This window comes from Polaribacter dokdonensis, assembly GCF_024362345.1.
In the GTDB taxonomy this organism is placed as follows: domain Bacteria; phylum Bacteroidota; class Bacteroidia; order Flavobacteriales; family Flavobacteriaceae; genus Polaribacter; species Polaribacter dokdonensis.
This window is the reverse complement of the sequence record NZ_CP101505.1, coordinates 1,410,039-1,436,828: the sequence shown is the minus strand read 5'-3', so window position 1 is coordinate 1,436,828 and position 26,790 is coordinate 1,410,039. Positions and strand designations below refer to the sequence as shown.

Here is a 26,790-nt window from a genome sequence, read left to right as displayed (position 1 = left end):
AAGAAATGCGCTCCTAAATTGTTGATTAAGAAGCGCATTTTATCAATAAACAATTAATGTTCGTTCAATCTAAAGTCTGGATAAGCATCCATTCCATGCTCGTGAACATCTAAACCTTCTAGTTCTTCTTCTTCACTAACTCTTATACCCATGGTTACTTTTAGTACATATATAATAACAAAGGAAGTTACTAAACAAAATACAGCATAAGACCCAACACCAATAAGTTGACTGATGAATTGATCTACACTTGCCAAGTTTCCAAATATACCAACAGCTAAAGTTCCCCAAATTCCACAGAAAAGGTGAACAGCAATAGCACCTACAGGATCATCTAACTTTAACTTGTCTATTAAGCTAACTGCAAATACAATAATTACACCAGCTATTGCACCAATTGCAATTGCATCTGTTGGCGACATTTGATCTGCACCTGCAGTAATACCTACTAAACCACCTAAAATTCCATTCAAAAACATGGTTAAATCTAAATTTTTATAAAGTATTGTAGAAACTATAGCAGAAAAAACACCACCAGCAGCAGCAGCTAAACAAGTAGTAACTAATGTTAATGACGTTAATGTTGGGTCTGCAGATAAAACAGAACCTCCATTAAAACCAAACCATCCTAACCATAAAATTAAAACTCCTGCTGTTGCTAAAGGGATGTTATGACCAGGAATTGCTTGAATTTTTCCGTTTTTAAATTTACCAATTCTAGGTCCTAAAAGGCAAACAGCAACCAATGCTGCCCAACCACCTACAGAATGTACAAGTGTAGAACCTGCAAAATCATAAAAAGGTGTTGTTAATTGATCCAAAAATCCTCCACCCCATTTCCAAGAACCTGCAATTGGATACACTAAACCTACATATAGTAAGGTAAAAATCATAAAAGGTAAAATTTTCATACGCTCAGCTACTGCTCCAGAAACTATGGTAGCTGCTGTTGCTGCAAACATTCCTTGAAATAAGAAATCTGTCCAATAGGTATATCCTTCATTATACATTAAATCTAAAGTTCCTGCATCTGTAATTGGAGAAGTTAAACCAAAACCTGCGAAACCGAAAATACCTAATGATGATTCAGAGAACCCAGGATACATTAAGTTAAAGCCAACAAAACAATATAGTAGTAGACCTACTGTAATTATAAAAATATTTTTAAAAAGTATGTTGATTGTGTTTTTTTGTCTTGTTAATCCTATTTCTAAAAATGCAAATCCTAAATGCATAAAGAATACTAGGGCTGTACAGATCATCATCCATACATTGTTGATTGTTAATAATTCCATAATCTAATTCTGTAATCTATTTAATTTAATGTTTGTCCTCCTTTTTCGCCAGTTCTAATTCTGTAAGCTTCTTGTATATCACTTACAAATATTTTACCATCACCTACTTTGCCAGTAGCTGCAGCTTTTAAAATTGTTTCAATTGTAATTTGTTCAAAATCATCATTAACAACTATTGCAATATGTCTTCTTTGAATATCGCTGGTACTATAACTTACACCTCTGTAAACATGCCCCTCTTTTTCGTTACCTAAACCTGTAACATCCCAATAAGAGAAAAAGTTTACACCAACTTCGTGCAATGCTTCTTTTACATTTCTAAATTTTGATTTTCTAATGATTGCTTCAATTTTCTTCATTTTATGTATAATTAATTACTAATATTTACTCTAAAAGTATAAAATTCTTTACAGTAGAAAATCACGCAACTCAGAAAGCTGCGTGATTTTTATGTAAAACTGTATGTGATTTATAGACTATTTGTCTTCATCATATTCTCTAACTCTCTTACCTGGGTAAGCAATAGAACCGTGTTCAGAAATATCTAAACCTTCAATTTCTACTTCTTTACTTACTCTAAGACCCATAGTTGCTTTTAAGATTCCAAAAACAATAAAAGATAATACAACAGCCCAAACTGCATATGCTAAAACTCCAATAGCTTGTGCTCCTAATTGAGAAGCTCCTCCACCATTAAAAAGTCCGATTCCAGTATCACCATCTACACCCCAAAGACCTATAACTAAAGTTCCCCAAGCACCAGCAACACCATGTACGGAAGCTGCACCAATTGCATCATCGATTTTTAATTTCTTTTCAATAAATTCAATTGAGAATACAACAATAATACCACCAATTAAACCTGCAAGTACTCCACCTTCAGGAGTCATGTTTCCACAACCAGCAGTAATACTTACTAAACCAGCTAAAGATCCATTTAAGGTTTGTGCTAAGTTTGGTTTCCCATACCAAATCCAAGTTGTGATTAAGGCACCTAATCCACCAGCTGCAGCTGCTAAATTTGTAACTAAAACTACGTTAGAAGCTCCTGTTGCATCAGCACCACCCCAAGCTAATTGAGATCCACCATTAAAACCAAACCAACCAAACCATAAGATGAAAACACCTAAAGTTGCTAATACTTGGTTATGACCAGGTATAGGTAATACTTTACCATCCACAAATTTTCCAATTCTAGGACCTACCATAAATGCAGCTACTAAAGCAGCCCAACCACCTACAGAGTGTACAATTGATGAACCAGCAAAGTCAATAAAACCTAACTCAGTTAACCAACCTTCTCCTTGCCATTGCCAACCACCAGAAATAGGGTAGATAATAGCTGTCATTACAATAGAAAATACAATATAAGTTGTGTACTTTGTTCTACCTGCAATTGCACCAGAAACTATTGTTGCAGCTGTTGCAGCAAACATAGTTTGGAAGAATAAATCAGCTCCTTCACCCTGGAATAAACCACTCCAAAAGAACCATCCATTAGAAGTGTCTCCATACATTAAAGAGTACCCAACTAACCAGAAAGTTAAAGAACCTACACAAATGTCTAGTAAATTTTTCATTGCAATGTTTACAGCATTCTTAGAACGCGTCATTCCAGATTCTACTAATGTAAAACCAGCTTGCATTAAGAAAACTAAGATACCTGCAATAAGCATCCAAAGCATTCCCATATCTCCATTTACTTGTTCTAAAACTGCAGCAGCTTCAGAAGTGTCTTGGAATAATGTTAGTAATAAACTCATAATTTAAAATTTAGTTAATTTAATAGTTGTGTTGTATTAGAAAGAGTAAACAGCAGCTAAAGTTGCACCTGTCATACTAGTTTCTGTAGGAAATCCAGGAATGATTAAATCATCTGAAGAATCATATCTTAATTCTGGAATTATAGTTAAAGCGCTTGTTAAAGCAATGTTTCCACTTAAAGTAAAGGCAGATACATTAGTGTCTCCTGCTCCTGAAGTTGCTGTAAAGAATTCTGGTCTAAAACCTAAAGAAAAAGAATCAGAGAATGTGTTTTGTAAGTATAAAGCAACACCTTGATAACCAGCATCAGCATCACTTGAATTTGCATAAGCAGCATTGATACCTAAGAAGAAAGAATCAGATAAATCGAAACCACCTGTATAATCTAAGTATAATACATCTGTAAATCCAAAACCATCTGAACCATAAGCTAAGTTAAAGTACTGACCTTTGTACCCAGTTTGGAAACCTAATTGGTAATCATTACTTGGGTTTGCACCAGAAGTTAATCCATGAGGATTAGTTACTGCAAACATAAAAGATAAGTCTTCTGAAGCTGCATAGTCTAATTTGAATCCTGTATGAGAGAAAGGACCAGCATTAAATAAGTAAGAAACTGAGTAGTTGAAGTTTCCTGCAGGAGAAATAACTTCATAACCATACCAAGTATTGAACTGACCTAAGGTTAATGTAATTTTTTCTGATGGCTTATAGTAAGCATACAATTGGTTAATTGCACCTTCATAAGCATTAGCTGCATTTGCTCTTGGACCAAAAGCTAAATCTGCAACAACACCTGCTTTTCCTTTTTCATAAGCAAATATTGTATTAGCCATACCTAAACCAAATGCATTAGGTACTGCAGAGCCTCCATAAAGAATACCAACTGATCCTGGAGAACCACTTTTTAAATTACTTGTATGATATACATCTACGCTACCACTTAAAGAAAAAGTTCCTTTGTCATCTTGGGCATTTACTAACAAGCTACTTGCTAAAAATAAAGTGAAAATAATTTTTTTCATAATAATGTCCTTTTAGTTTTTATTGATTTTTTATTATTTGAACGCTGTAAATGTATTGATTAATAATAAAGTAACAAGGGGTCTAAAATTCAAAACAGGGGTTTTTAAGGAGGGTACCCTCAAAAAAAGGGGGGTTAAATTGAGATAAATATATTTTGAGTTATCTGTAGGATAGAAAATATTAGGTTCGTAAAAAAATGCAGTATAATTTTAAGATATTCATAAAAATGCCCCTTTTGTAAAAAAAAATGTAATTATTGTATTTTAGCACCTATGAAATATTCAAAAAGTTACTTAATTTCTTTAGGATTTCTTGGTTTTCGGTTTTCTGGTTGGCAAAAGCAAACAAATGCCAAAACTTTGCATGATATTGTAGATAAAAGCTTGTCTTTTGTGTTAAAAGATGCTGGTTACAAAACAGTTGGTGCAGGTAGAACAGATGCTAAAGTGTCTGCTAATGGTTATATTTTTCAGCTATTTACTAATGAGAAATTAATAGAAGATATCTTTTTGAAAGAGTTGAACTCTAACTTTCCTGCAGATTTTAAAGCAAGCTCTATTTCTGAGGTTGCAACAAGTTTTAATATTATTAATGCTCCAAAAATTAAAGAATACCATTATTACTTTTCTTTTGGAGAGGTAAATCATCCTTTTGCAGCTCCTTTTATAGTTAATGAAGAGAGTGAATTAAATATTGAAATCATGAAAAAAGGAGCTAAGCTTTTTCAGGGTGAGCATTATTTTCATAAATATTGTACAAAACCTTCTGATAATACTATCTTTAAAAGAACCATTGACTTTTGTGAAATTGTAGAGAATGCAATTTTAACGGCTAGTTTTTTTCCTGAGCAGTCTTATATATTAAAAGTAAGAGGGAAGGGATTTTTAAGATATCAAATTCGTTTAATGATGGCTACATTATTTGAATTAGGAAAAGGGAATTTATCAATACAGTATATAGAAGACTCTTTAAAAGTAGATAATGATAAACAATTTATGAGAAACATTTCTCCTGGCTCTGGTTTACAACTCTATAATATTGAATTAGAAAATTAGCTTATAAATTGGCTTGCACAAGGGATTGAAGCAATTGTATGAGCTCTTTTTGTTTTTACAAAAAAGCGAGTGCTGAAAGCCTAACCTGAAAGGTTGTGCCATAAAAAAAAATCCACCTTAATTCATAAGATGGATTTTTGTTTACAATATAAGTGTGTGAATTATCCTTTAATAACTCCTCTAGAAATTACAATTTTCTGAATTTCTGAAGTCCCTTCATAAATCTGAGTAATTTTTGCATCACGCATTAAACGCTCTACATGATACTCTTTTACGAAACCATTTCCTCCATGAATTTGTACAGCTTCTACTGTTTGCTCCATTGCAACTTTAGATGCATATAATTTAGCCATAGCAGAAGCCATGTCGTAATTTTCTTTTCGGTCTTTTTGCCAAGCAGCTTTCATAACTAACATTCTTGCAGCTTCAATTTCTGTGTACATGTCTGCTAATTTAAACGCAATTGCTTGGTGGTTACAGATTTCTGTACCAAAAGCTTTACGTTCTTTAGAGTATTTAAGTGCTAATTCATAAGCTCCAGAAGCAATTCCTAAAGCCTGAGCAGCAATACCAATTCTACCTCCAGAAAGTGTTTTCATAGCGAATTTAAAACCAAAACCATCCTCACCAATTCTATTTTCTTTAGGCACTTTTACATCATTAAACTGTAAGGTATGAGTATCTGAACCACGAATACCTAATTTATCTTCTTTAGGACCAATATCAAAACCTTCCATGCCTTTTTCTACGATAAAAGCATTGATTCCTCTATGACCTTTTTCTCTGTCTGTTTGTGCAATTACTAAATAAACGTCTGAACGTCCTCCATTTGTAATCCAGTTTTTAGTACCATTAATTACATAATGATCTCCTTTGTCTATTGCTGTAGTTGCTTGAGAAGTTGCATCTGAACCTGCTTCTGGTTCAGATAAACAGAAAGCACCAATTTGCTCTCCTGTAGCTAATTTGGTTAAATACTTTTGTTTTTGCTCTTCTGTACCATAAGCTTCTAAACCATAACATACTAATGAATTGTTTACAGAAACCATTACTGAAGCAGAAGCATCAATTTTAGATAATTCTTCCATAACCAAAACGTAAGAAATGGTATCCATTCCACTTCCTCCATATTTAGGATCAACCATAATTCCCATAAAACCTAGATCGCCCATTTTACGAACTAATTCTTGTGGAAATTCTTGCTTGTTATCTCTTTCAATAACACCAGGTAATAATTCAGTCTGTGCAAAATCTCTTGCTGCATCACGAATCATTAAATGTTCTTCTGTTAAACTAAAATCCATTTGTATATCTATTTTATTATATTGATAATTTTCGAGTGCAAAGATATCGATTTCGTAACATATTTTCAACAGACTTTTATTAATTTTACATATATGATGAATAACTATGTTTTTTCAGTAGGAGTAATGTCTGGCACATCATTAGATGGTGTAGATTTAGTGTATGTAAAATTTAATGAGCAAGATTATGCAGATTTTAAGATTTTACAGGCAGAAACTATAGCTTATTCTAAAGAATGGAAGCAGCTTTTACAGAATGCAATTTATAGTTCTAAAAAGGAATTGGAGCACTTAAATACTATGTATGGTAAATTCTTGGGGCAAACAGTTCAGTATTTTATAAGTAATCATAAAATTGAGACTATAGATTTTATTGCTTCTCATGGACATACAATTTTACATCAGCCAGAAAAGGGAGTTACTTTGCAAATTGGTAATGGAAAGGAAATTGCGAAAATTACCAATACCAAAGTTATTTATGATTTTAGAACTCAAGATGTACAATTGGGTGGACAAGGAGCGCCTTTAGTGCCCATAGGTGATGAGTTGCTTTTTTCTAAATACGACTTTTGTTTAAATCTTGGAGGCTTTTCTAATATTTCATTTAAAAAGGACAATCAAAGAATTGCTTTTGATATTTGTCCTGTAAATATTGTTTTGAATCATTATGCAAACAAGCTAGGTTATGCTTATGATGATAAAGGAAAAATTGCTTCTGAAGGCGCTTTAAATCATAAACTATTAGAAAAACTAAATCTATTGGAGTTCTATAAAAAAGAGCCACCAAAATCTTTGGGTTTAGAGTGGGTGCAAGAATTTATTTATCCGTTAATAGATGAAAATGAGCAAGATGTGCCAACTATTCTGAATACTTTTGTAGAGCATATTGCTATTCAAATTAGCAAAGTTATTTTTAATAACGATTCAGTTTTAGTAACTGGTGGAGGAGCATTTAATGCATATTTGTTAGAGAGAATTCAGTTTTATGCGTCAAATCAAATAGATTTAGTAAACCAAGAACTGATTAATTTTAAAGAAGCTTTGGTATTTTCTTTTCTTGGTTTATTAAAGTTGAATGATGAGGTGAATTGCTTACAATCAGTAACTGGGGCTAGTAAAAATCATTCTTCAGGAGTTGTAGTTTTACCATAGATTTTTACAATTCTTTTCGATTAATTATTTTAAGAATAACTTTTTTTACAGTAAGTTTGTCTCTAACATCGTAAGTACTATTAATTCTTAAAATAATTTAAACTATGAATCAACTTTAACTTCGCTAAGCTACTTTTATTTAGTTGAAAATTGCCTTAGAAAATAAACAAGTTGAAAAAATCATAACAAATTTAAAATGAAAGAATTATTAAAAAAATACGAGAATAAAGAACCAGAAATTATCTTTAATTGGAAAGATTCTGAAACTGAAGCAGAAGGTTGGACCGTTATAAACTCACTAAGAGGTGGTGCAGCTGGTGGAGGTACAAGAATGAGAAAAGGATTAGATATGAACGAAGTACTTTCTTTAGCAAAAACTATGGAAGTAAAATTTACAGTTTCTGGGCCTGCAATTGGTGGTGCAAAATCTGGTATCAATTTCGATCCTTTAGATATTAGAAAAAAAGGCGTTTTAGAACGTTGGTACAAAGCAGTAGCTCCTTTATTAAAGAGTTATTATGGTACAGGAGGAGATTTAAATGTAGATGAAATTCATGAAGTAATACCTATTACTGAAGAAAGTGGAGTTTGGCATCCACAAGAAGGTGTTTTTAATGGTCATTTTAAACCTACAGAAGCCGATAAAATTAATAGAATTGGTCAGTTAAGATTAGGTGTAATTAAGGTAATTGAAAGCGAGAGTTTATCTCCAGATATTAGTAAAAAATACACTGTAGCAGATATGATTACTGGTTTTGGTGTGGCAGAAGCTGTACGTCATTACTATGATATTTATGGAGGATCTGTAAAAGGGAAAAGAGCAGTAGTACAAGGTTTTGGTAATGTTGGTTCTGCAGCAGCTTATTATTTAGCTGAAATGGGAGCTAAGGTTGTTGGAATTATAGATAGAGATGGAGGAGTTATTAATGAAGATGGATTTTCTTTTGAAGAAATTAAAGACTATTTCTTGAACAAAGATGGTAACACACTTGTTGCAGACAACATGATTCCTTTTCATGAAATTAATGAGAAAATTTGGAATTTACCTTGCGAAATCTTTGCACCTTGTGCAGCATCAAGATTAATTAAGCAAGAACAAATTAATCAAATGATTGATACTGGGCTAGAAGTAGTTTCTTGTGGTGCAAATGTACCTTTTGCAGATAAAGAAATATTCTTTGGTTCAATTATGGAAAATACAGATAAACAAGTAAGTTTAATTCCAGATTTTATTAGTAATTGTGGAATGGCTAGAGTGTTTGCTTATTTTATGGAAAGAAGAGTAGAAATGACAGACGAAGCTATTTTTAATGATACTTCAGAAACTATTAAAAGTGCCTTAGAAAAAACATTTGAAAAAAGCCCTTATAAAACAAAAATTAGTGAAACAGCGTTTGAAATTGCGCTAGAACAATTGATATAAATTAAATAAATATATGGAATCAATAATTATAATAGTATTTGTATTAGGTTACTTAGCCATTACATTAGAACATAATATTAAATTAGATAAATTAATACCAGCTTTAGTAATGATGGCTGTTTGTTGGGCTATTGTTGCACTTGGTGTAGATAGTTTCTCTAATTGGTTCGATTCTAGTAATCATGCTTTGGTAGATAATTTTGCTTCTTTAGTACATGATGATAAAATGCACTTGGTAGAAGAAACCTTATTACATCATTTAGGTAAAACTGCAGAGATTTTAGTTTTCCTTTTAGGTGCAATGACTATTGTAGAAATTATTGATTATTTTGATGGTTTTTCTACCATTAAAAACTACGTAAATTTTAAGAGTAAAAAGAAGTTATTATGGATGTTCTCTGTTTTGGCCTTTATCTTATCAGCAATAATAGACAACCTTACAGCTACTATTGTATTAATATCAATTCTACAAAAAATTGTAAAAACTAGAGAAGATAGAATTTGGTTTGCAGGTTTAATTATTATTGCTGCAAATGCAGGTGGTGCTTTTTCTCCTATTGGAGATGTAACAACAACTATGCTTTGGATAGGAGATAAAGTAAGTACAGGTATGTTATTCATTTACCTTTTCTTACCATCATTATTATGTATGGTTGTACCTTCTTTTATTGCATCTATGTTACCAGCTTTTAAAGGTGATATTGATTTTGATCCAAATGAGGTTGATAAGCCAAAAAGTAAATACAGTGGTCGAATGTTATTAATAGGTTTAGGAGCAATTGTTTTTGTACCTGTGTTTAAAACAGTAACTCATTTACCACCTTATGTTGGTATGATGTTGTCTTTAGGTATTGTAGCTACTTGTGCCGAAATTTACAGTAGAAGAAAATTCTCTTTATCGAGTATAGAAGGAGATCAGGCAGATGAACATGCAGAGCATGCAGCACATAGTCCTGTTCATTCATCATTATCTAAAATAGAAATGCCAAGTATCTTGTTTTTCTTAGGTATTCTAATGGCTGTAGCAGCTTTAGAATCATTAGGTATTTTATTTAATTTTGCTGATCGCTTAAAGACAAGTATTCCTTTAATGGGTACAGAATTAGAAGGAACTCAAGTTTCAGATTTAGTTGTAATTCTATTAGGTATAGGTTCTGCAGTTATAGATAATGTACCTTTAGTAGCAGCAAGTTTAGGAATGTTTTCTGAACCATTAGATAATCCTTTATGGCACTTTATAGCATTCTCTGCAGGTACAGGTGGTAGTATGTTAATTATAGGTTCTGCAGCTGGTGTTGTTGCAATGGGTATGGAAAAAATAGACTTCTTTTGGTATTTAAAGAAAATATCTTGGTTAGCTTTAGTAGGTTTCCTAGTAGGTTCTGTTTCGTTTGTTATTTTAAGAATGTTTGTTTAAATAACTGAATAATATATAAAAATGTCATTTTGAATTTCAGAATGGCATTTTTTTTGTCTTTTTAATTTGTAAAGCGTTTTTGAAACAATTTTACAAAAGGATAGTCGTTAGTAGTATAGAATTAAAACTTAAGAAGAATGATATCATTTTTTCAAGAAAATGCAGCAGTAATAGAAGATTCAATTTCCGAAGAAAAAACATTATCTATCTATAAATTAATTATGGATGGTGGTTTAGGAGGTCAAATAATAATAGCTATTTTATTTGTGCTTTTAGCAGTAGCATTATACATTTATTTCGAACGTATTTTTGCCATAAAAGCAGCGTCTAAAGTAGATAAAAACTTTATGAATCAAATTAAAGATTACGTTTCTAATGGTAAATTAGAATCTGCAAATGCTTTATGCAATAGTAAAAATACACCTACTGCAAGGTTGATTTCAAAAGGAATTTCTAGAATTGGCAAACCTTTAGAAGATATTAATACTGCAATTGAAACTACAGGTAAATTAGAAATTTACGAATTAGAAAAAAATGTTTCAGTTTTAGCAACAGTTGCAGGTGCTGCACCTATGATTGGTTTTCTAGGTACAGTAATTGGAATGATTGTAGCCATTCATGAAATTGCGAATGCAGGTGGCCAAATAGATATAAAAATGTTATCTGATGGTTTATATACAGCAATGACAACTACAGTTGCAGGTTTAATTGTAGGTATTATTGCATACATCACCTACAATCATTTGGTTGTAAGAACTAATAAAGTAGTATATCAAATGGAAGCAAAATCTGTTGAGTTTTTAGATCTTTTAAATGAACCAGTATAATTTTTTTATTGCATGAATTTAAGAGGAAGAAATAAAATAGATCCAACATTCAATATGTCATCAATGACAGATATTGTGTTTCTGTTGTTAATATTTTTTATGTTAACATCAACTTTGGTAACAGTTAGTGCCATAGATGTATTATTACCAAAGGCTGGAGGAAAAACTGAAAACAGTAAATCTGTTGCAGTCTCTATAACCAACAATTCTCAGTATTATATTGATAAAACAAAAGTTTCATCTTCTAATTTGGAGAATGAAATACTAAAAAGTGTGGGTTCAGACAAAAAGAAAACCATTGTTATTAGAGGAGATAAAGATGTACCTTATAAAAATGTGATGCAAGTAATTGATATTGCAAATAAGAATAAATTAAAAATGATATTAGCTGTAAAAGGCAATTAATTTATATAGGACTTAAGAAAATTAAAAATGCGTTTTTTAAACACAACACATAAACGAAAATCAGCAATTATAACATCAGTAGTATTGGTGTTATTTCTGTTTGCGATTTTTAATTATGGGATGACGTATTTAGATCCACCTCAAGAATATGGTTTAGCCATCAATTTTGGTGACGCTAATGTAGGTAAAGGAAAACCAGTTCAAGAAACTAAGAAGGAACCTACACCTAAAGTAGTTGAGAAAGAAAAGGTAGTAGAAGAAGTAAAAGAAACTCCAAATGAAATTATCAAAGAAGATATAATTACAGATGACACAAAAAAAGAAGTACCTGTTGTAGAAAAAACCAAGGAAATAGAAAAAAAACCAGTCGAAAAAGTAGAAATAAAAGAAGTAGTAAAAGAAAAACCGAAACCAAAACCTTCTAAAGAAACTACAGATGCTTTAAACAGTTTACTAAATGGTAACACAACAAATGGAACACAAAAAGGAGAAGGTGATGATTCTAAAGATGGTGTAAAAGGGGCTGTAAATGGAGATAAAAATTCAAAAAACTATTATGGAAATACCAATGCAGGTTCTGGAGGTAATTATAATTTAGCAGGTAGAACAGCTTTACAGAAACCTAAAAAACAACCAGATTGTCAAGAAGAAGGTATAGTTGTGGTTCGTATTACTGTAAATAAAAACGGAAAAGTAATCCAAGCAGTTCCAGGTGTAAAGGGATCTACAAATACTGCTGCTTGCCTTTTAAAACCAGCAAAAGAGGCAGCTTTGCAAACTACATGGAATTCAGATAATAAAGCTCCATCAAATCAAGTTGGTACAATAATTTATAAGTTTTCATTAACCAAATAACTCTAATTTTATATCTTTATACTTGAAAATTGTTATCATCTATTTTCTTACAACGAACATTAGATATCGTTTATTTGTCGAAAATTAGTAGTAGAATACTTTAATATTTAGATTTTTGAGAACTGTAAACTTAAAATTGAATCATATTTAATAATTTAGAAATGATTTATTTTTTATCAAAACTAAAAAAATGAAAAAAAAAGCAATTATTGTATCAGGTTATTTTAATCCAATTCACAAAGGACATTTAGAGTATTTTAACAATGCAAAAGCATTAGCAGATGAGTTATTTGTGATAGTAAATAGCGATTTGCAGAGAGGATTAAAAGGTTCAAAAGAATTTCAAAAAGAAGACGAACGATTGTTTATTGTTCAAAATATAAAAGCTGTAGACAAAGCAATCATTTCTATAGATCAAGATAGAACAGTATGTGAATCTATTCGATCTTTACAAGAAAAATATGGTGATGAGTATCAGTTAGGTTTCGCAAACGGAGGAGATCAAGATAACAACTCAATTCCTGAAGCTCCAATTTGCAATGAATTAAATATTCAATTAATAGATGGATTGGGAGATAAAATTCAATCTTCTTCTTGGTTGTTAGGGAAAAAATAAATTTAGAAAAAAATCAATTATGAAAATAGGAATTACTTTTAGTGCATTCGATTTGTTACATGCAGGTCATATAACTATGTTAGAGGATGCAAAACGTCAGTGTGATTATTTAATTTGTGGTTTACAGACAGATCCTACTTTAGATCGCCCAGAAAAAAACATGCCAGTACAATCTGTTGTAGAAAGATACATTCAATTAAAAGGATGTAAGTTTGTAGATGAGGTTGTACCTTATGCTACAGAGCAGGACTTAGAAGATGTTTTACGATCTTTTAAAGTTGATGTTAGAATTATTGGAGAAGAATATGCAAGTAAGCAATTTACAGGTAGAAAATACTGTGAAGAAAAAGGTATTGACTTGTATTTTAATAAAAGAGAACACCGTTTTTCAAGCAGTGGGCTTAGAAAAGAAGTGCAAGAAAAAGAAAACTTGAAAGGTAAAACTAAATAGTAGTACATTTTTTTTTGATGACATATCAAGATACCTTAGATTGGATGTTTGCACAACTTCCCATGTATCAAAAGGAAGGTAAAACTGCATTTAAAAAAGATTTAACCAATATAATTTCATTTACAAAGCAGTTAAATCATCCAGAAAAAAAGTTTAAAAGTATACATGTTGGTGGTACCAATGGTAAAGGTTCCACTTCTCATATGTTAGCTTCTATACTACAAGAAGCAGGCTATAAAGTTGGTTTATATACATCACCTCATTTAAAAAATTTTACAGAACGAATTCGAATTAATGGCGAGGAAATTCCTAAAAAAAATGTAACTGAATTTATTTCAAAACACAAACAATTTTTAGAAAGTCAACAACTCTCTTTTTTTGAAATGACAGTAGGTTTGGCTTTTGATTATTTTACAGATCAAAAAGTAGATATTGCAATTATTGAAGTGGGTTTAGGGGGTAGGTTAGATTCTACGAATATTATCAATCCAGAAATTTCTGTCATTACCAATATAGGATTAGATCATATTCAAATTTTAGGAGACACCTTGCCTCAGATAGCGTTTGAAAAAGCAGGTATTATAAAAAACAAAGTACCTGTAGTTATTGGAGAAAAACAGTTGGAAGTTGAACACGTCTTTCTAGACAAAGCGAAAACAATGAATGCTAAATTGTATTTTGCTTCAGATGCAATTTGTAACTATAAAACAGATTTATTGGGCGATTATCAAAGAGCTAATGTAAATACAGCTGTAACTGCAATCAAAAATTTAAAAGGTTTTCATATCTCAAATCAGCATATAAAAAACGGTTTGTTAAATGTGGTTCAACACACCAATTTAAAGGGTAGATGGCAAATTCTTCAAAAAGACCCAAAAGTTATTTGTGATACTGCTCACAATAAAGAAGGTTTATCTATTGTAATGAATCAACTAAAAAAAGAAAGTTATACTAACTTACATATTGTGTTAGGAGTAGTATCTGATAAAGATTTAGACATTGTGTTGCCTTTGTTCCCTAAAAACGCTAGCTATTATTTTTGCAAACCTAATATTCCAAGAGGTCTTTCTGCAGAGGTATTGCAACAAAAAGCAAGTCACTTTGGTTTGAATGGTACTAATTTTCAAAGTGTTTCAACTGCGTATGAAAATGCATTCAGTGCTGCAAATCAAGAAGATGTTGTTTATGTTGGAGGAAGTACTTTTGTAGTGGCAGAAATAATTTAAAATAAATTTCATTTTTGTTTGGTAGATTTAAAATCTGTATTATATTTGCAACCGCTTAGGGCAATTAGCTCAGTTGGTTCAGAGCACCTCGTTTACACCGAGGGGGTCGGGGGTTCGAATCCCTCATTGCCCACATCAAATACAATCCTGTCGAATTTCGACAGGATTTTTTTATTTCATGAAAAAACGGATGCTCGCATAACGTTTTTGTTGAAATAAAAAAAGGCTGCGCACGTAGTGCTCAGGATTGTATTTGCAGGAGAGGTTTCAACCTGGGATATCTAATCCATTTTAATATCAGAGGTTGCGTAATAATCTTTTTAAACCAAAAAATACTTGCACGCAGTGCTTAGGATTGTATTTGCAAGAGAGGTTTTATTCAGGGATGTCTAATCCCTTTACCAATATAACTTTATCTCACATCGAATGAATTCTAAAATTGTAATAAGTGGAATTAATATCGAGATGTATTTTGTTATGATCTAGTTCTCAATACTATTTTCTAATCTCAAAGATACTTGAGCTTAAGTTGGTATAAATTAATGTTGCACTTCACTGTTATCTAAACCTTGAAACGAGACCTTTAGGTTTAGTTTTAAAGCTTTAAAATTTATAGGCGTTAGCTTATACTTATACTAAAAGGTTTGATTAAACTAGTTTGATAAACTTTAACAATTTGTAGAAATCAATTTTTATGAAATGGTAAGTTTTTGTAAAGTATAATAGATTGGACACTATGATGGAGGAAAACGTAAAGTTTGAAAATTTAAAAACAGTCTAGATTTTTTTTGTCAATGGAAAAAAAAGATAATTTTATATATCCAATCTTTTTTTTATTTTTCACAGCTTTTCATATCCAAAATCACTTTTTTAAGTTGGGTTTGAGTAGATTAAACTTTTACTTTCTTTCTTAAAATATTTTAAGTTTAGTGTTTTTGTTTTTAAATAACTGTAAATAATAAATTAAACTGCTCTTTAGACTCTATTATATAAAAAATTTAGCACTACTTAAAGGCTTTCTTTTTTGTATTTTTGAAGTTCAAATATCTTGAAAAGTAAGAATGGATAAAGTAAAAATTGGTGTCATAGGTTTAGGTTATGTAGGATTACCACTAGCACATTTGTTTGCTAAAAAATATGCAGTAGTAGGCTTTGATATCAATGCGAATAGAATTTATTCACTAAAGAGAGGTGTTGATACCACCTTAGAACTAGAGGGTAAAAGTCTTCAGAAAGTAATTAAAAATCAAAATGATGCTCAAATTGGCTTGTTTTTTACAGATGAATTAACTGAGCTGCAAAATTGCAATTATTTTATAATTACAGTACCTACACCTGTTAACACGAATAAGCAAGCAGATTTAACTCCACTTATTAAAGCAAGCGAAACCGTAGGGAAAGTTATAAAAAAAGGGGCTGTGATTATTTATGAATCTACGGTTTATCCTGGAGTTACAGAAGACACTTGTGTTCCTGTTTTGGAAAAATGTTCTGGTTTGCATTTTAATAATGATTTTTACGTAGGATATTCCCCTGAACGTATAAATCCAGGGGATAAAACAAGGTCTATTGAAAATATTTTAAAAATTACTTCAGGTTCAACACCGCAAATTGCCAAACGAGTAGATGATTTGTACAATTCTGTTATTTTAGCAGGTACACATTTGGTATCTAGTATTAAGGTAGCAGAAGCTGCCAAGGTTATTGAAAATTCGCAACGCGATATTAATATAGCTTTCGTTAATGAATTGGCAAAAATATTTGGGTTAATGAATATTAATACGCAAGAAGTTTTAGAGGCAGCTGCAACAAAATGGAACTTTTTACCTTTTAAACCAGGTTTGGTAGGTGGGCATTGTATAGGTGTAGACCCATATTATTTAGCGCAAAGAGCACAAGAGATAGGGTATTATCCAGGTATAATACTTGCAGGTCGTAGAATAAATGATAGTATGGGTGATTACGTAGCCTCTCAAGTAATTAAATTAATGGTTGCGCATAAAGTTTCTATAGATAAAGCAGATGTTTTAATTTTAGGAATAGCCTTCAAAGAAAACTGTCCTGATATTCGGAATTCAAGGGTAATTGATGTGGTAAATTCTTTGAAAGAATATGGCACTAATATTACCATTTATGATCCATGGGCAAATTCGGATGAAGTTCAAGAAGTATATGGATTGCATTCTGTAAGATCTACTCCAAACAAAAAATACGATGCTATTGTATTGGCAGTCGCACACCAAGAGTTTTTAACATTGAATTTGCAAGAATTGAAGAAAGAGAATTCGGTAGTTTATGATGTAAAGAGTATCTTGCCCAAAGAACATGTAGATAAAAGTTTATAATGAAGAACTTCGGATTAATAGGTGCTGCAGGGTATATAGCACCTCGTCATTTAAGAGCAATAAAAGAGACTAATAATCAATTGTTATGCGCTTTAGATAAATTTGATAGTGTTGGGGTACTGGATCAATACTTTTCAGAAGCACATTTTTTTGTAGAGTTTGAGCGATTTGATCGACATATCGAAAAGTTGAAAAGAGATGGGCAGTTTCTAGATTATATTAGTATATGTACTCCTAATTATTTACATGATGCACATATTCGAATGGCCTTAAGAGCTGGTGCTGATGCCATCTGTGAAAAACCATTAGTCTTAAATCCTTGGAATTTTGATGCACTTCAAGAAATTGAGAAACAGTATGAGAAACGAATACATACCATATTACAATTGCGTTTGCATCCTAGCATCATTCAACTTAAAGAACGAATCCTAAAACATAATTCAAAAACAAAACATGAAGTTGACCTTACCTATATCACTTCCCGAGGAAAATGGTACGATATTTCATGGAAAGGTGATGAGCAAAAATCAGGAGGTGTGGCCACTAACATAGGGGTGCATTTTTTTGATATGTTGTCTTGGATTTTTGGTGACGTGCAAGAAATAGAAACTCATTTGCATGAAAAGCACAAAGCATCCGGTTATCTAGAATTCGAGAATGCAAGAGTTCGTTGGTATTTATCGATAGATGCCAATGATTTACCAAAAGAAATACAAGAAAAACAGCAACGAACTTTTCGATCAATTACTGTTGATGGTAATGAGCTAGAATTTAGCAATGGCTTTACCGATTTACATACCTTATCTTATCAAGAAATTTTAAAAGGGAATGGTTTTAATCTTGAAGAAGCTAAACCTTCTATAGAAATTATTCATACTATTCGAAATCAAGAGGCTAATTTTAAATACTCGAAGCACCCTTTTTTATAATAATTCATTATCTCGTCTATTTTATGTAGTTATAAATAATTATTATTGGATATATTATGTAATTGTCAAATCTATAAATTTCATTTTTTTTAGGTTTAAATTCATTTATATTTGCGGAGAAAAGAAAAAGGAGATTTCCCCTAAATAATTATTTTAATCGTTAAAAGATTATTGTTTTTATATCTTCACAAAAAAATAGTTAATTATTATATTTATGAATATAGCTGTTGTAGGCTCTGGTTATGTAGGTTTAGTTTCTGGGACTTGTTTTTCAGAAATGGGAAACAAAGTAACTTGTGTTGATATAGATCAACATAAAATACAAAAATTAGAACAAGGAATTATTCCTATTTTTGAACCAGGTCTGGAGCAAATGGTTTTAAAAAATGTAAAAAATAATAATTTGTTTTTTACAACCCAATTAGGTGAGGCAATTAGTGATGCTGAAATTGTGTTTATTGCGGTGGGTACGCCTATGGGTAATGATGGTTCCGCAGATTTGCAATACGTTTTAGGGGTTGCTAAATCTATTGGTCAAACCATGAAAAAAAAAATAATAGTTGTTGATAAATCTACGGTTCCTATTGGTACAGCAGATAAAGTGAAGGCTACTATTCAATCTGAATTACATAGAAGAGGAGAAAATATTGAGTTTCATGTAGTATCAAATCCAGAATTCTTAAAAGAAGGAGCGGCTATAGATGATTTTATGAAACCAGATAGAGTGGTTATTGGTGCAGATTCCAATTATGCCTTCGACAAAATGAAGCAATTATATTCACCTTTCTTTAGAACTCATGATCGTTTTATTACTATGGATATCCGTTCTGCAGAAATGACCAAATATGCTGCTAATGCTATGTTGGCAACTAAAATATCCTTTATGAATGAAATTGCCAATATTTGTGAAAGAGTTGGTGCAGATGCAAACCAAGTTCGAATTGGAATAGGTTCCGATAAAAGAATTGGGTATAGTTTTATTTATCCGGGTGCAGGTTATGGTGGTTCATGCTTTCCTAAAGACGTTAAAGCTCTTAAGAAGATTGCAGAAGAAAATGGTTATAAAGCAAACTTAATTGAATCTGTAGAGAATGTTAATAATGTTCAAAAATTAGTAATTGCTCATAAAATAGTAAAACGCTTTGGCGAAGATTTAACTGGTTTTACTTTTGGTTTATGGGGATTAGCTTTTAAGCCGGGAACTGATGATATGAGAGAAGCTCCGGCTATTTATATTGTGAAGGAATTAGAGAAAAGAGGAGCGAAAGTAAACGCTTATGATCCTAAAGCAATCGAAGAATCTAAAGAGTTTTACTTAAAAGATGCAAAAAATATAAAATATTGTAATTCTAAATATGAAGTACTACAAAATGCTGATGCTTTAATTTTGCTAACAGAATGGAAAGAGTTTAGGTCCCCTGATTTTGAGGAAATAAAAATACAATTGAAATCTCCAATTATTTTTGATGGTAGAAATCAGTACAATGCATTTAATTTAGAAGACAACGGATTTGAGTATTTTCAAATTGGTAAATAGTTTAGAATGAATAAAAAAGCCAAAATTTATATTGCAGGTCATCGTGGAATGGTAGGTTCTGCTGTCTGGAGAGCTTTAGAGAAAAAAGGGTATACAAATTTAATTGGTAAATCGAGCAAGGAATTAGATTTAAAAAATCAAGTAGAGGTTCTTAAATTTCTTGAAACAGAACAACCTGAGGCTATTATTGATGCAGCAGCAAGGGTTGGTGGAATTTTAGCAAATAATGATTTTCCGTATCAATTTCTAATGGAGAATATGCAAATTCAAAATAATTTAATTGATAGTGCACTCAAATTTGATATCAATAAATTTATATTTTTAGGAAGTTCTTGTATTTATCCAAAGTTGGCTCCACAGCCGCTAAAGGAAGAATATTTATTAACAGATTCGTTAGAGCCAACCAACGAGTGGTATGCAATTGCAAAAATAACAGGTGTAAAAGCGTGTCAGGCTATTAGAAAACAGTTTAATAAAGATTTTTTGAGTTTAATGCCAACTAATCTGTATGGATATTTTGATAATTTTGATTTGGAAACATCTCATGTTCTACCAGCAATGTTACGTAAATTTCATGAAGCTAAATTAAATGATAATGACGATGTAACTTTATGGGGAAGTGGTACGCCAATGAGAGAATTTTTATTTGTAGATGATATGGCAGAAGCAGTGGTTCATGCTTTAGAGAATGAGTTGCCAGAATATTTATATAATGTTGGTTCTGGCAAAGACGTAACCATAAAAGAATTGGCAGAAACCATTCAAAAAGTTACAGGTCACAAAGGAAATATTGTTTGGGATTCTGAAAAACCAGACGGTACACCTAGAAAGTTAATGGATGTTTCCAAAATGAAAAATATCGGTTGGGAATATTCAACAGAATTGTTAGATGGAATTGAAAAGACTTATCAATGGTTTTTAAATAATATAGAAAATATAAAAGAGGTTAAATTAGAAGCCAATTAAATTTTTATGAAGACAGCATTAATTACAGGTATAACAGGTCAAGACGGATCTTATTTAGCAGAGCTATTATTAGAAAAAGGATATATGGTACACGGTATAAAAAGAAGAGCATCTCTTTTTAATACGGATAGAATTGATCATTTGTATCAGGATCCTCACGACCCAAATCAAAGGTTAAAACTACATTATGGAGATTTAACAGATTCTATGAATTTAACTAGAATCATACAAGAGTGTCAGCCCGATGAAATTTATAATTTAGGTGCGATGTCTCATGTAAAAGTTTCATTTGATATGCCAGAATATGTTGGTAATGTAGATGGTTTAGGAACGTTAAGAATTTTAGAAGCCGTAAGAATTTTAGGTCTTGAAAAGAAAACTAGAATATACCAAGCATCAACATCTGAATTGTTTGGTGGTTTACCTGAAAATAAAAATAGCAGCGGTTTTTATGATGAAAACTCTCCTTTATATCCTCGTTCACCATATGGAGTTGCTAAAATTTATGGGTTTTGGATTACAAAAAACTATCGTGAAGCATACAATATGTTTGCATGTAATGGATTGTTGTTCAACCATGAATCACCGAGAAGAGGAGAAACTTTTGTAACAAGAAAAATTACACGCGCTGTTGCTAAAATAGCTTTAGGGTTACAAGATAAATTCTATTTAGGAAATCTAGAGGCTAAGAGAGATTGGGGTCATGCAAAAGATTATGTACGCATGATGTGGATGATTTTACAGGCAGATCAACCAGAAGATTGGGTGATTGCAACTGGTGTAACGACTACTGTTCGTGATTTTGTGAAGATGGCTTTTAATGAAGTAGGAATAGAATTAGAATTTAAAGGTGAAGGGGTAGATGAAAAAGCATATATTAAAACGTGTAACAACAAAGACTTTCAAGTTGAAATTGGTAAAGAAGTTTTATCAATAGACCCTACTTATTTCCGTCCAACAGAGGTTGATTTATTATTAGGTGATCCAAGAAAAGCTAAAGAGAAATTAGGGTGGGTGCCAGAATATGATTTGGCGGACCTAGTAAAAGATATGATGCTAGGTGATATTGCTTTGATGAAAAAAGATGTTGACTTGTTAAAAGCTGGTCATGAAATTTTAAAGCAGATTGAGTAGGTTTTTGAAACAAAGAATAGGAATCAATATAATGCCTATAATTAATTTTTAAAGAATTTAATTTTTTTAAAGGACTTGAAAAGTGAGTAAATTCTATTGACTATAAATTTATAAATTATACCCAACCTTTTCTAAGAATAATAAATAAATAAACTTATAATGTTAAATTTAAATGATTTTATATCAACCTATGTGACTAAAAGAAGTGAAAGTATGTTTGCTGAAGATATCAGAAAAAATATTGAATCTTTAACTAAAGGCATAAAGAATAAAAGCGTATTGGTTATTGGAGGTGCAGGTACTATAGGAAGTTCTTTTATACGATCATTATTAAGGTTTGAACCAAAATCTCTAATAGTAGTAGATATTAATGAAAATGGTTTGACTGAATTGACTAGAGACTTAAGAAGTGCTAAAGAAATAGTTGTACCAGAAGAATATGTTACTTACCCTATGAGTTATTCTGACCCTGTTTTTTATAAGATGTTTAAAGCAAGAAAAGGTTTTGATATTGTAGCTAATTTTTCAGCTCATAAACATGTTCGAAGCGAAAAAGATAAGTTTTCTATAGAAGCATTGATTAATAATAATATAATCAATGCAAAAGGTCTTTTAGATATTTTACAAGAATATCCGCCAAAAAACTTTTTTTGTGTTTCAACAGATAAGGCTGCAAACCCTGTAAATATAATGGGAGGTAGTAAAAAGGTTATGGAGGATATGATTATGACTTATTCTCAAAAATACCCTGTAACAACAGCTCGTTTTGCTAATGTAGCTTTCTCTAATGGTTCTTTACCTGCTGGTTTTTTAGAAAGAATTTCAAAAGGTCAACCAATTTCTGCTCCTAAAGACGTAACTCGTTACTTTGTTTCACCAGAAGAAAGTGGTCAAATTTGTTTGTTAGCATGTATCGTTGGTAAAACAGGAGAGATATATTTTCCAAAGTTAAGAAAAGAACAAGTAATGACTTTTTCAGATATGGCAAATAAGCTTTTAGAAGAATACGGTTTTGATGTTGACGAATGTAAGTCTGAAATTGAAGCAATAAATAAGTCACAAGCAATTAAAATCGAAAAATATCCTGTATATTACTCTGATAGTGATACAACAGGAGAGAAGGCTTATGAAGAATTTTATACAGAGTTAGAAGAAGTAGATTTAGAGAGACATAATTCTTTAGGAGTTGTAATTAATTTAAAGCCAAGGGAAATGTCTGAAATAGACAATCTAATAAAACATTTAAAACAAGCTTTCGATAATTTAGATACTACAAAAGCACATATAGTGCAAATAATGAAAGATTTTCTTGTTAATTTTGAGCACAAAGAGGTAGGGAAGTCATTAGATTCTAAGATGTAATGGAGAAAGAATTAATTAATTTTATTCGAAATAAATTTAGTACGGAAGAGTTTATACCTCTGCATGCACCAACATTTATAGGTAATGAAAAAAAGTATTTAGAAAACTGTATAGATTCTACTTTTGTTTCTAGCGTTGGGGAATACGTTAGTCTTTTTGAAGAAAAATTAAGTGCAATAACTCAAACGAAAAAATCGGTTGCTGTTGTTAATGGTACCTCTGCACTTCAAGTAGGTTTAAGATTAGTAGGTGTTAGAACAGGTGATGAGGTTATAACGCAAGCTTTAACATTTGTAGCTACAGCAAATGCAATTGCTTATAATAATGCACATCCCATTTTTTTAGATGTAGATATTAATACAATGGGTTTGTCACCTGATGCAGTTAGTATTTTCTTAGAAGAATATGGTGATTTAAGAAACGACGGGTTTTGTTATAATAAAAAAACAGGAAGAAGAATTTCTGCTTGTATGCCAATGCATACATTTGGTTTTCCTGTTCACTTAGATGAACTTATCTTTGTTTGTAATAAATGGAGAATTCCTATAGTTGAAGATGCTGCTGAGTCTTTAGGAAGTGAGTATAAAGGTAAACCAACAGGAGGTTTTGGCGAGGTTAGTGCAATTTCTTTTAATGGAAATAAAATTATTACTTGTGGTGGAGGTGGAGCTTTAGTTACAAATAGTGTAACCTTAGGTGAAAAAGCAAAGTTTTTAACAACAACGGCCAAAGTACCTCACCTTTATGAGTATGTCCATAATGAGTTAGGTTATAATTTTAGAATGCCAAATTTAAATGCAGCACTAGCTTGTGCTCAATTAGAAAATTTAAATTATTTTTTAGAGAATAAGAGAGAGTTAGCAAAAAACTATCAAGAATTTTTTCAAAGTAAAGGTATTTTCTTTAGAGCAGAAACAGAAAATACGAAAGCAAATTATTGGCTGATGTGTGTGGAATTAAACGATAAAAAAGAAAGAGATCTATTTCTTAAAAATACAAATAGTTCAGGTGTTATGACAAGGCCTATATGGCAATTAATGTTTAGATTACCAATGTATAAAGATTGTTATAAAGATGAACAAGTAAATGCTTTGTTTTTAGAAGAACGAATTGTTAATGTGCCAAGTAGTGTTAGATAAAGAAATAGTGTTGGTTGGATATTCAGGGCATGGTTATGTAGTAGCAGAAGCTGCTATGTCATGTAATATGAATATAAAATATTATTCTGACATAAATAAATCAAACAATAATCCTTATAAGCTTAAATATCTAGGGTTCGAAAAATCTCCTTCTTTTAAAGGTTGGAATAAAATGTTTTCTTTTGCTCTTGGCTTAGGTGATAATAAATTAAGAATTGACTGCTTTAATTTTATTAAGCTTAAAGGTTTTGAAATTATCAATGTAAAGCACGAGTCTGCTTCTGTTTCAAATGATGTCTGTCTAGGAACTGGTAATTTCATCAGTAGAAATGCATCTATAAACTCCTTGGCAGTAATAAAGGATTGCTGTATCATAAATACAGGAGCTATAATTGAGCATGAATGCATAATTAATAAAGGAGCACATATAGGTCCTGGAGCTGTATTAGCGGGTAACGTGGAAGTTGGAGTTGGTTCTTTTGTTGGTGGGAACGCTTTCATAAAACAAGGAGTTAAAATTGGTAGAAATACTATAGTAGGCGCAGGCTCTGTTGTTTTGAAAGATGTGCCTGATAATGTAGTTGTATATGGAAATCCTGTAAAATAATATTCGAAATGGAACACTTAGATCGACCAGGTCAAAGAAAATCAAATACAGTTGTATTAACAACACTATTTCCATTGTCTGTGAATTTTTTTGATGATTTTTTGAATTCTCTAATTTTACAAACAGATAAAGATTTTGACTTATTAGTTGTTAATGATGGTGTTAAGAATCTTATTGATTTTGTTGAAAGATATAAAAAAATTAATTTTATTGAAATAATTTCTGAATCTTCCATTGTAAAAAACAGAGAATTGGGTATTAAAACAGCTATAGAATTGAATTATGAATATTTAATATTTGGAGATAGTGATGATTATTTTGAAACAAATAGAGTTGAAGTATCAAAGAAGTTTCTAGAAAAATATGATATAGTTGTTAATGATTTAACTCTCTTTGATGACTATGGAATTTATAAAGAATCCTATTATGCTAGTAGACTTAATGATTTAATAGAAATTGATACAAATTTTATTAGAGATAAAAATATTTTTGGATTATCAAATACAGCTATTCAAATAAATACTATAAAAACATTGGATTTTTGCGAAAACCTTATTGCTTTAGATTGGTACTTTTTTTCAACACTTTTATCTGAAAATAGAACAGCTATATATACATCACAGACACAAACTTTTTATAGGCAACATAAGCACAATACTATTGGGTTAGGAAGAACCTCTTTAGATTCAATTAAGAATTCTTTAGAGGTGAAAAAAATACACTACCAATGCTTATCTAAAAGAAACAGAAGTTTTAACAATTATCTTTCTGAAGTAGTTTATCTGCAAGAAAATATTGAAAATATTGATTTTAAGATAGATGTTAATAATAAAACAAATTTATTATGGTGGGAAACACCTAAGTATATAATTAATAATAAAAAGAAAAAAATATGAGAGTACAATTGACAAATACAAAAACTGTATTTAATTATTCAAAACCATATATTATCGCTGAACTTGGTTCCAATCATAATGGAGACATGGAGTTAGCAAAAAAACTAATAGTTGAAGCTAAGGAGGCTGGTGCAGATTGTGTTAAGTTTCAAAGTTGGTCTAAAGACTCTATTTTTTCTAGACAGAAATACGATGATAATTTTTTCATAGCTGATGATTATAGGGATAGAAACGATTTTACTCTAGAAGAAATTGTTGAAGAGTATTCCATTTCAGAGGAGGAGTTACTAGATATGAAAAGGTTTGCTGATGAGATTGGCATTGACTGTTCATCAACGCCCTTTAACGAGCAGGAAGCAGACTTTCTAGTCGATAAATTAAAGTCTCCTTTTATTAAGGTGGCATCGATGGATTTAAATAACTATCCTTTTCTGGAATATTTGGCTAAGAAAAATAAACCAATGATTATTTCTACAGGATTAAGCGAGTTGTATGAAATAGATAAAGCGGTAAAGACTATAGAAAAAACTGGAAATACTAATATTGTGATACTTCACTGTATAGCTACATATCCCCCAGTTGATACTGATGTTAATCTTAATAATATTAAAACTTTAATAACTAGTTATCCACAATATCCTATTGGTTTTTCCGATCATACATTAGGTACTTCCATCCCATTAGCAGCAGTAGCTCTAGGAGCTTGTGTAATTGAAAAACACTTTACATTAGATAAAAATATGGAAGGATGGGATCATAAGGTTTCAGCTACAAAGGAAGAAATGGCTCATATAGTAGAGAACTCAAAAAGAATTGTAGAAGCACTTGGTTCTTTTAGAATAACAGCTAGTGAATCTGAAGAAAAGAAAACTGAATTTAGAAGAAGTCTGGTGTTAACTAAAAACCTTAAAAAAGGAACTGTGTTAACAAAAGATGACATTGATTTCAAGAGACCTGGAGGTGGATTTAGTCCAGAAATGAAAAATTTTATAATTGGCAGAACCTTAAATAGAGATTTGAAATTTGATCATATTTTAAAAACCGAAGATATCGTTTAGT

The 26,790-nt window shown here is 31.2% G+C and carries 25 protein-coding genes and 1 tRNA gene; 21 read left to right on the top strand and 5 right to left on the bottom strand.

All coding sequences use genetic code 11. From position 1 onward, the window contains the following. Positions 1-53: 53 nt before the first annotated feature. The 4 genes from LPB302_RS06455 to LPB302_RS06440 form a co-directional block, all read right to left on the bottom strand. The gene (locus LPB302_RS06455) at positions 54-1,295 is read right to left on the bottom strand and encodes an ammonium transporter (RefSeq protein ID WP_053972968.1); all 1,242 of its coding nucleotides are present in this window, start codon (positions 1,293-1,295) and stop codon (positions 54-56) included. A 20-nt stretch (positions 1,296-1,315) separates the two neighbouring features. Next, complete coding sequence (locus tag LPB302_RS06450; RefSeq protein ID WP_053972967.1) at positions 1,316-1,654, bottom strand: P-II family nitrogen regulator; 339 nt, start codon at positions 1,652-1,654, stop codon at positions 1,316-1,318. Positions 1,655-1,771: 117 nt separating this feature from the next. Further along, positions 1,772-3,058: an ammonium transporter gene (locus LPB302_RS06445; protein ID WP_053972966.1), complete on the bottom strand. Its 1,287-nt coding sequence runs from the start codon at positions 3,056-3,058 to the stop codon at positions 1,772-1,774. 36 nt (positions 3,059-3,094) lie between these two features. Then, positions 3,095-4,084: an outer membrane beta-barrel protein gene (locus tag LPB302_RS06440; protein ID WP_053972965.1), complete on the bottom strand. Its 990-nt coding sequence runs from the start codon at positions 4,082-4,084 to the stop codon at positions 3,095-3,097. Between the two features lie 273 nt (positions 4,085-4,357). Here LPB302_RS06440 and LPB302_RS06435 point away from each other — a divergent pair, with 273 nt between their 5' ends. Next, positions 4,358-5,140, top strand: a complete 783-nt coding sequence (locus LPB302_RS06435) for a tRNA pseudouridine synthase A (RefSeq protein WP_053972964.1) — start codon at positions 4,358-4,360, stop codon at positions 5,138-5,140. A 161-nt stretch (positions 5,141-5,301) separates the two neighbouring features. Here the strand turns inward: LPB302_RS06435 and LPB302_RS06430 are convergent, their stop codons facing one another. Then, the gene (locus tag LPB302_RS06430; protein ID WP_053972963.1) at positions 5,302-6,444 is read right to left on the bottom strand and encodes an acyl-CoA dehydrogenase; all 1,143 of its coding nucleotides are present in this window, start codon (positions 6,442-6,444) and stop codon (positions 5,302-5,304) included. Between the two features lie 93 nt (positions 6,445-6,537). Between LPB302_RS06430 and LPB302_RS06425 the strand changes: the two genes are divergently transcribed. The 20 genes from LPB302_RS06425 (at position 6,538) to LPB302_RS06330 (ending at position 26,789) form a co-directional block, all read left to right on the top strand. After that, the gene (locus LPB302_RS06425) at positions 6,538-7,596 is read left to right on the top strand and encodes an anhydro-N-acetylmuramic acid kinase (RefSeq protein WP_053972962.1); all 1,059 of its coding nucleotides are present in this window, start codon (positions 6,538-6,540) and stop codon (positions 7,594-7,596) included. Positions 7,597-7,792: 196 nt separating this feature from the next. Next, entirely contained in the window at positions 7,793-9,019 is a 1,227-nt protein-coding gene (locus LPB302_RS06420; RefSeq protein ID WP_053972961.1) for a Glu/Leu/Phe/Val dehydrogenase dimerization domain-containing protein, read from the top strand. 13 nt (positions 9,020-9,032) lie between these two features. Next, positions 9,033-10,436, top strand: coding sequence for a sodium:proton antiporter NhaD (gene nhaD, locus LPB302_RS06415; protein ID WP_053972960.1), 1,404 nt, complete (start codon positions 9,033-9,035; stop codon positions 10,434-10,436). Positions 10,437-10,573: 137 nt separating this feature from the next. Beyond that, positions 10,574-11,263: a MotA/TolQ/ExbB proton channel family protein gene (locus LPB302_RS06410; protein WP_053972959.1), complete on the top strand. Its 690-nt coding sequence runs from the start codon at positions 10,574-10,576 to the stop codon at positions 11,261-11,263. 12 nt (positions 11,264-11,275) lie between these two features. Next, positions 11,276-11,668 (top strand): ExbD/TolR family protein, encoded by a 393-nt coding sequence (locus LPB302_RS06405; RefSeq protein WP_053972958.1) that lies wholly within the window; start codon positions 11,276-11,278, stop codon positions 11,666-11,668. A 27-nt stretch (positions 11,669-11,695) separates the two neighbouring features. Then, the gene (locus LPB302_RS06400; protein ID WP_053972957.1) at positions 11,696-12,523 is read left to right on the top strand and encodes an energy transducer TonB; all 828 of its coding nucleotides are present in this window, start codon (positions 11,696-11,698) and stop codon (positions 12,521-12,523) included. A 190-nt stretch (positions 12,524-12,713) separates the two neighbouring features. Beyond that, a complete protein-coding gene (locus LPB302_RS06395) occupies positions 12,714-13,139 on the top strand; it encodes an adenylyltransferase/cytidyltransferase family protein (protein ID WP_053972956.1) in 426 nt (141 codons plus the stop codon). A gap of 19 nt (positions 13,140-13,158) precedes the next feature. Next, positions 13,159-13,590: an adenylyltransferase/cytidyltransferase family protein gene (locus LPB302_RS06390; protein WP_053972955.1), complete on the top strand. Its 432-nt coding sequence runs from the start codon at positions 13,159-13,161 to the stop codon at positions 13,588-13,590. Between the two features lie 17 nt (positions 13,591-13,607). Beyond that, the gene (locus LPB302_RS06385) at positions 13,608-14,816 is read left to right on the top strand and encodes a bifunctional folylpolyglutamate synthase/dihydrofolate synthase (protein ID WP_053972954.1); all 1,209 of its coding nucleotides are present in this window, start codon (positions 13,608-13,610) and stop codon (positions 14,814-14,816) included. 58 nt (positions 14,817-14,874) lie between these two features. Beyond that, positions 14,875-14,949, top strand: a tRNA-Val gene (locus LPB302_RS06380). Positions 14,950-15,877: 928 nt separating this feature from the next. Then, positions 15,878-17,161 carry a nucleotide sugar dehydrogenase gene (locus LPB302_RS06375; protein ID WP_053972953.1) on the top strand — a complete coding sequence of 428 codons (1,284 nt, stop codon included), beginning with the start codon at positions 15,878-15,880 and terminating at the stop codon, positions 17,159-17,161. Further along, entirely contained in the window at positions 17,161-18,090 is a 930-nt protein-coding gene (locus LPB302_RS06370; RefSeq protein WP_053972952.1) for a Gfo/Idh/MocA family protein, read from the top strand. The genes LPB302_RS06375 and LPB302_RS06370 overlap by 1 nt, the downstream gene beginning before the upstream one ends. A gap of 214 nt (positions 18,091-18,304) precedes the next feature. Beyond that, the gene (locus tag LPB302_RS06365) at positions 18,305-19,627 is read left to right on the top strand and encodes a UDP-glucose dehydrogenase family protein (protein WP_053972951.1); all 1,323 of its coding nucleotides are present in this window, start codon (positions 18,305-18,307) and stop codon (positions 19,625-19,627) included. 6 nt (positions 19,628-19,633) lie between these two features. Continuing rightward, a complete protein-coding gene (locus tag LPB302_RS06360) occupies positions 19,634-20,593 on the top strand; it encodes a GDP-L-fucose synthase family protein (RefSeq protein ID WP_053972950.1) in 960 nt (319 codons plus the stop codon). A 6-nt stretch (positions 20,594-20,599) separates the two neighbouring features. Continuing rightward, positions 20,600-21,727, top strand: coding sequence for a GDP-mannose 4,6-dehydratase (gene gmd, locus LPB302_RS06355; RefSeq protein ID WP_053972949.1), 1,128 nt, complete (start codon positions 20,600-20,602; stop codon positions 21,725-21,727). A 159-nt stretch (positions 21,728-21,886) separates the two neighbouring features. After that, the gene (locus LPB302_RS06350) at positions 21,887-23,089 is read left to right on the top strand and encodes a polysaccharide biosynthesis protein (protein ID WP_053972948.1); all 1,203 of its coding nucleotides are present in this window, start codon (positions 21,887-21,889) and stop codon (positions 23,087-23,089) included. After that, positions 23,089-24,228, top strand: a complete 1,140-nt coding sequence (locus tag LPB302_RS06345) for a LegC family aminotransferase (RefSeq protein WP_053972947.1) — start codon at positions 23,089-23,091, stop codon at positions 24,226-24,228. The genes LPB302_RS06350 and LPB302_RS06345 overlap by 1 nt, the downstream gene beginning before the upstream one ends. Beyond that, positions 24,206-24,835, top strand: coding sequence for an acetyltransferase (locus tag LPB302_RS06340; RefSeq protein WP_074613584.1), 630 nt, complete (start codon positions 24,206-24,208; stop codon positions 24,833-24,835). The genes LPB302_RS06345 and LPB302_RS06340 overlap by 23 nt, the downstream gene beginning before the upstream one ends. 8 nt (positions 24,836-24,843) lie before the next feature. Next, positions 24,844-25,731, top strand: coding sequence for a glycosyltransferase (locus LPB302_RS06335; protein ID WP_053972945.1), 888 nt, complete (start codon positions 24,844-24,846; stop codon positions 25,729-25,731). Beyond that, a complete protein-coding gene (locus tag LPB302_RS06330) occupies positions 25,728-26,789 on the top strand; it encodes an N-acetylneuraminate synthase family protein (RefSeq protein WP_053972944.1) in 1,062 nt (353 codons plus the stop codon). The genes LPB302_RS06335 and LPB302_RS06330 overlap by 4 nt, the downstream gene beginning before the upstream one ends. Position 26,790: the final 1 nt, after the last annotated feature.

What these genes read in the sequence shown, in the direction of transcription:
- LPB302_RS06335 (WP_053972945.1), top strand. Translation starts at nt 24,844, where the DNA reads ATGGAACACTTAGATCGACCAGGTCAAAGAAAATCAAATACAGTTGTA.
- LPB302_RS06365 (WP_053972951.1), top strand. Translation starts at nt 18,305, where the DNA reads ATGAATATAGCTGTTGTAGGCTCTGGTTATGTAGGTTTAGTTTCTGGG.
- LPB302_RS06340 (WP_074613584.1), top strand. Translation starts at nt 24,206, where the DNA reads ATGTGCCAAGTAGTGTTAGATAAAGAAATAGTGTTGGTTGGATATTCA.
- LPB302_RS06390 (WP_053972955.1), top strand. Translation starts at nt 13,159, where the DNA reads ATGAAAATAGGAATTACTTTTAGTGCATTCGATTTGTTACATGCAGGT.
- LPB302_RS06410 (WP_053972959.1), top strand. Translation starts at nt 10,574, where the DNA reads ATGATATCATTTTTTCAAGAAAATGCAGCAGTAATAGAAGATTCAATT.
- LPB302_RS06395 (WP_053972956.1), top strand. Translation starts at nt 12,714, where the DNA reads ATGAAAAAAAAAGCAATTATTGTATCAGGTTATTTTAATCCAATTCAC.
- LPB302_RS06375 (WP_053972953.1), top strand. Translation starts at nt 15,878, where the DNA reads ATGGATAAAGTAAAAATTGGTGTCATAGGTTTAGGTTATGTAGGATTA.
- LPB302_RS06385 (WP_053972954.1), top strand. Translation starts at nt 13,608, where the DNA reads ATGACATATCAAGATACCTTAGATTGGATGTTTGCACAACTTCCCATG.
- LPB302_RS06420 (WP_053972961.1), top strand. Translation starts at nt 7,793, where the DNA reads ATGAAAGAATTATTAAAAAAATACGAGAATAAAGAACCAGAAATTATC.
- LPB302_RS06440 (WP_053972965.1), bottom strand. Translation starts at nt 4,084, where the DNA reads ATGAAAAAAATTATTTTCACTTTATTTTTAGCAAGTAGCTTGTTAGTA.
- gmd (WP_053972949.1), top strand. Translation starts at nt 20,600, where the DNA reads ATGAAGACAGCATTAATTACAGGTATAACAGGTCAAGACGGATCTTAT.
- LPB302_RS06445 (WP_053972966.1), bottom strand. Translation starts at nt 3,058, where the DNA reads ATGAGTTTATTACTAACATTATTCCAAGACACTTCTGAAGCTGCTGCA.
- LPB302_RS06425 (WP_053972962.1), top strand. Translation starts at nt 6,538, where the DNA reads ATGATGAATAACTATGTTTTTTCAGTAGGAGTAATGTCTGGCACATCA.
- nhaD (WP_053972960.1), top strand. Translation starts at nt 9,033, where the DNA reads ATGGAATCAATAATTATAATAGTATTTGTATTAGGTTACTTAGCCATT.
- LPB302_RS06405 (WP_053972958.1), top strand. Translation starts at nt 11,276, where the DNA reads ATGAATTTAAGAGGAAGAAATAAAATAGATCCAACATTCAATATGTCA.
- LPB302_RS06450 (WP_053972967.1), bottom strand. Translation starts at nt 1,654, where the DNA reads ATGAAGAAAATTGAAGCAATCATTAGAAAATCAAAATTTAGAAATGTA.
- LPB302_RS06430 (WP_053972963.1), bottom strand. Translation starts at nt 6,444, where the DNA reads ATGGATTTTAGTTTAACAGAAGAACATTTAATGATTCGTGATGCAGCA.
- LPB302_RS06350 (WP_053972948.1), top strand. Translation starts at nt 21,887, where the DNA reads ATGTTAAATTTAAATGATTTTATATCAACCTATGTGACTAAAAGAAGT.
- LPB302_RS06330 (WP_053972944.1), top strand. Translation starts at nt 25,728, where the DNA reads ATGAGAGTACAATTGACAAATACAAAAACTGTATTTAATTATTCAAAA.
- LPB302_RS06400 (WP_053972957.1), top strand. Translation starts at nt 11,696, where the DNA reads ATGCGTTTTTTAAACACAACACATAAACGAAAATCAGCAATTATAACA.
- LPB302_RS06345 (WP_053972947.1), top strand. Translation starts at nt 23,089, where the DNA reads ATGGAGAAAGAATTAATTAATTTTATTCGAAATAAATTTAGTACGGAA.
- LPB302_RS06360 (WP_053972950.1), top strand. Translation starts at nt 19,634, where the DNA reads ATGAATAAAAAAGCCAAAATTTATATTGCAGGTCATCGTGGAATGGTA.
- LPB302_RS06435 (WP_053972964.1), top strand. Translation starts at nt 4,358, where the DNA reads ATGAAATATTCAAAAAGTTACTTAATTTCTTTAGGATTTCTTGGTTTT.
- LPB302_RS06455 (WP_053972968.1), bottom strand. Translation starts at nt 1,295, where the DNA reads ATGGAATTATTAACAATCAACAATGTATGGATGATGATCTGTACAGCC.
- LPB302_RS06370 (WP_053972952.1), top strand. Translation starts at nt 17,161, where the DNA reads ATGAAGAACTTCGGATTAATAGGTGCTGCAGGGTATATAGCACCTCGT.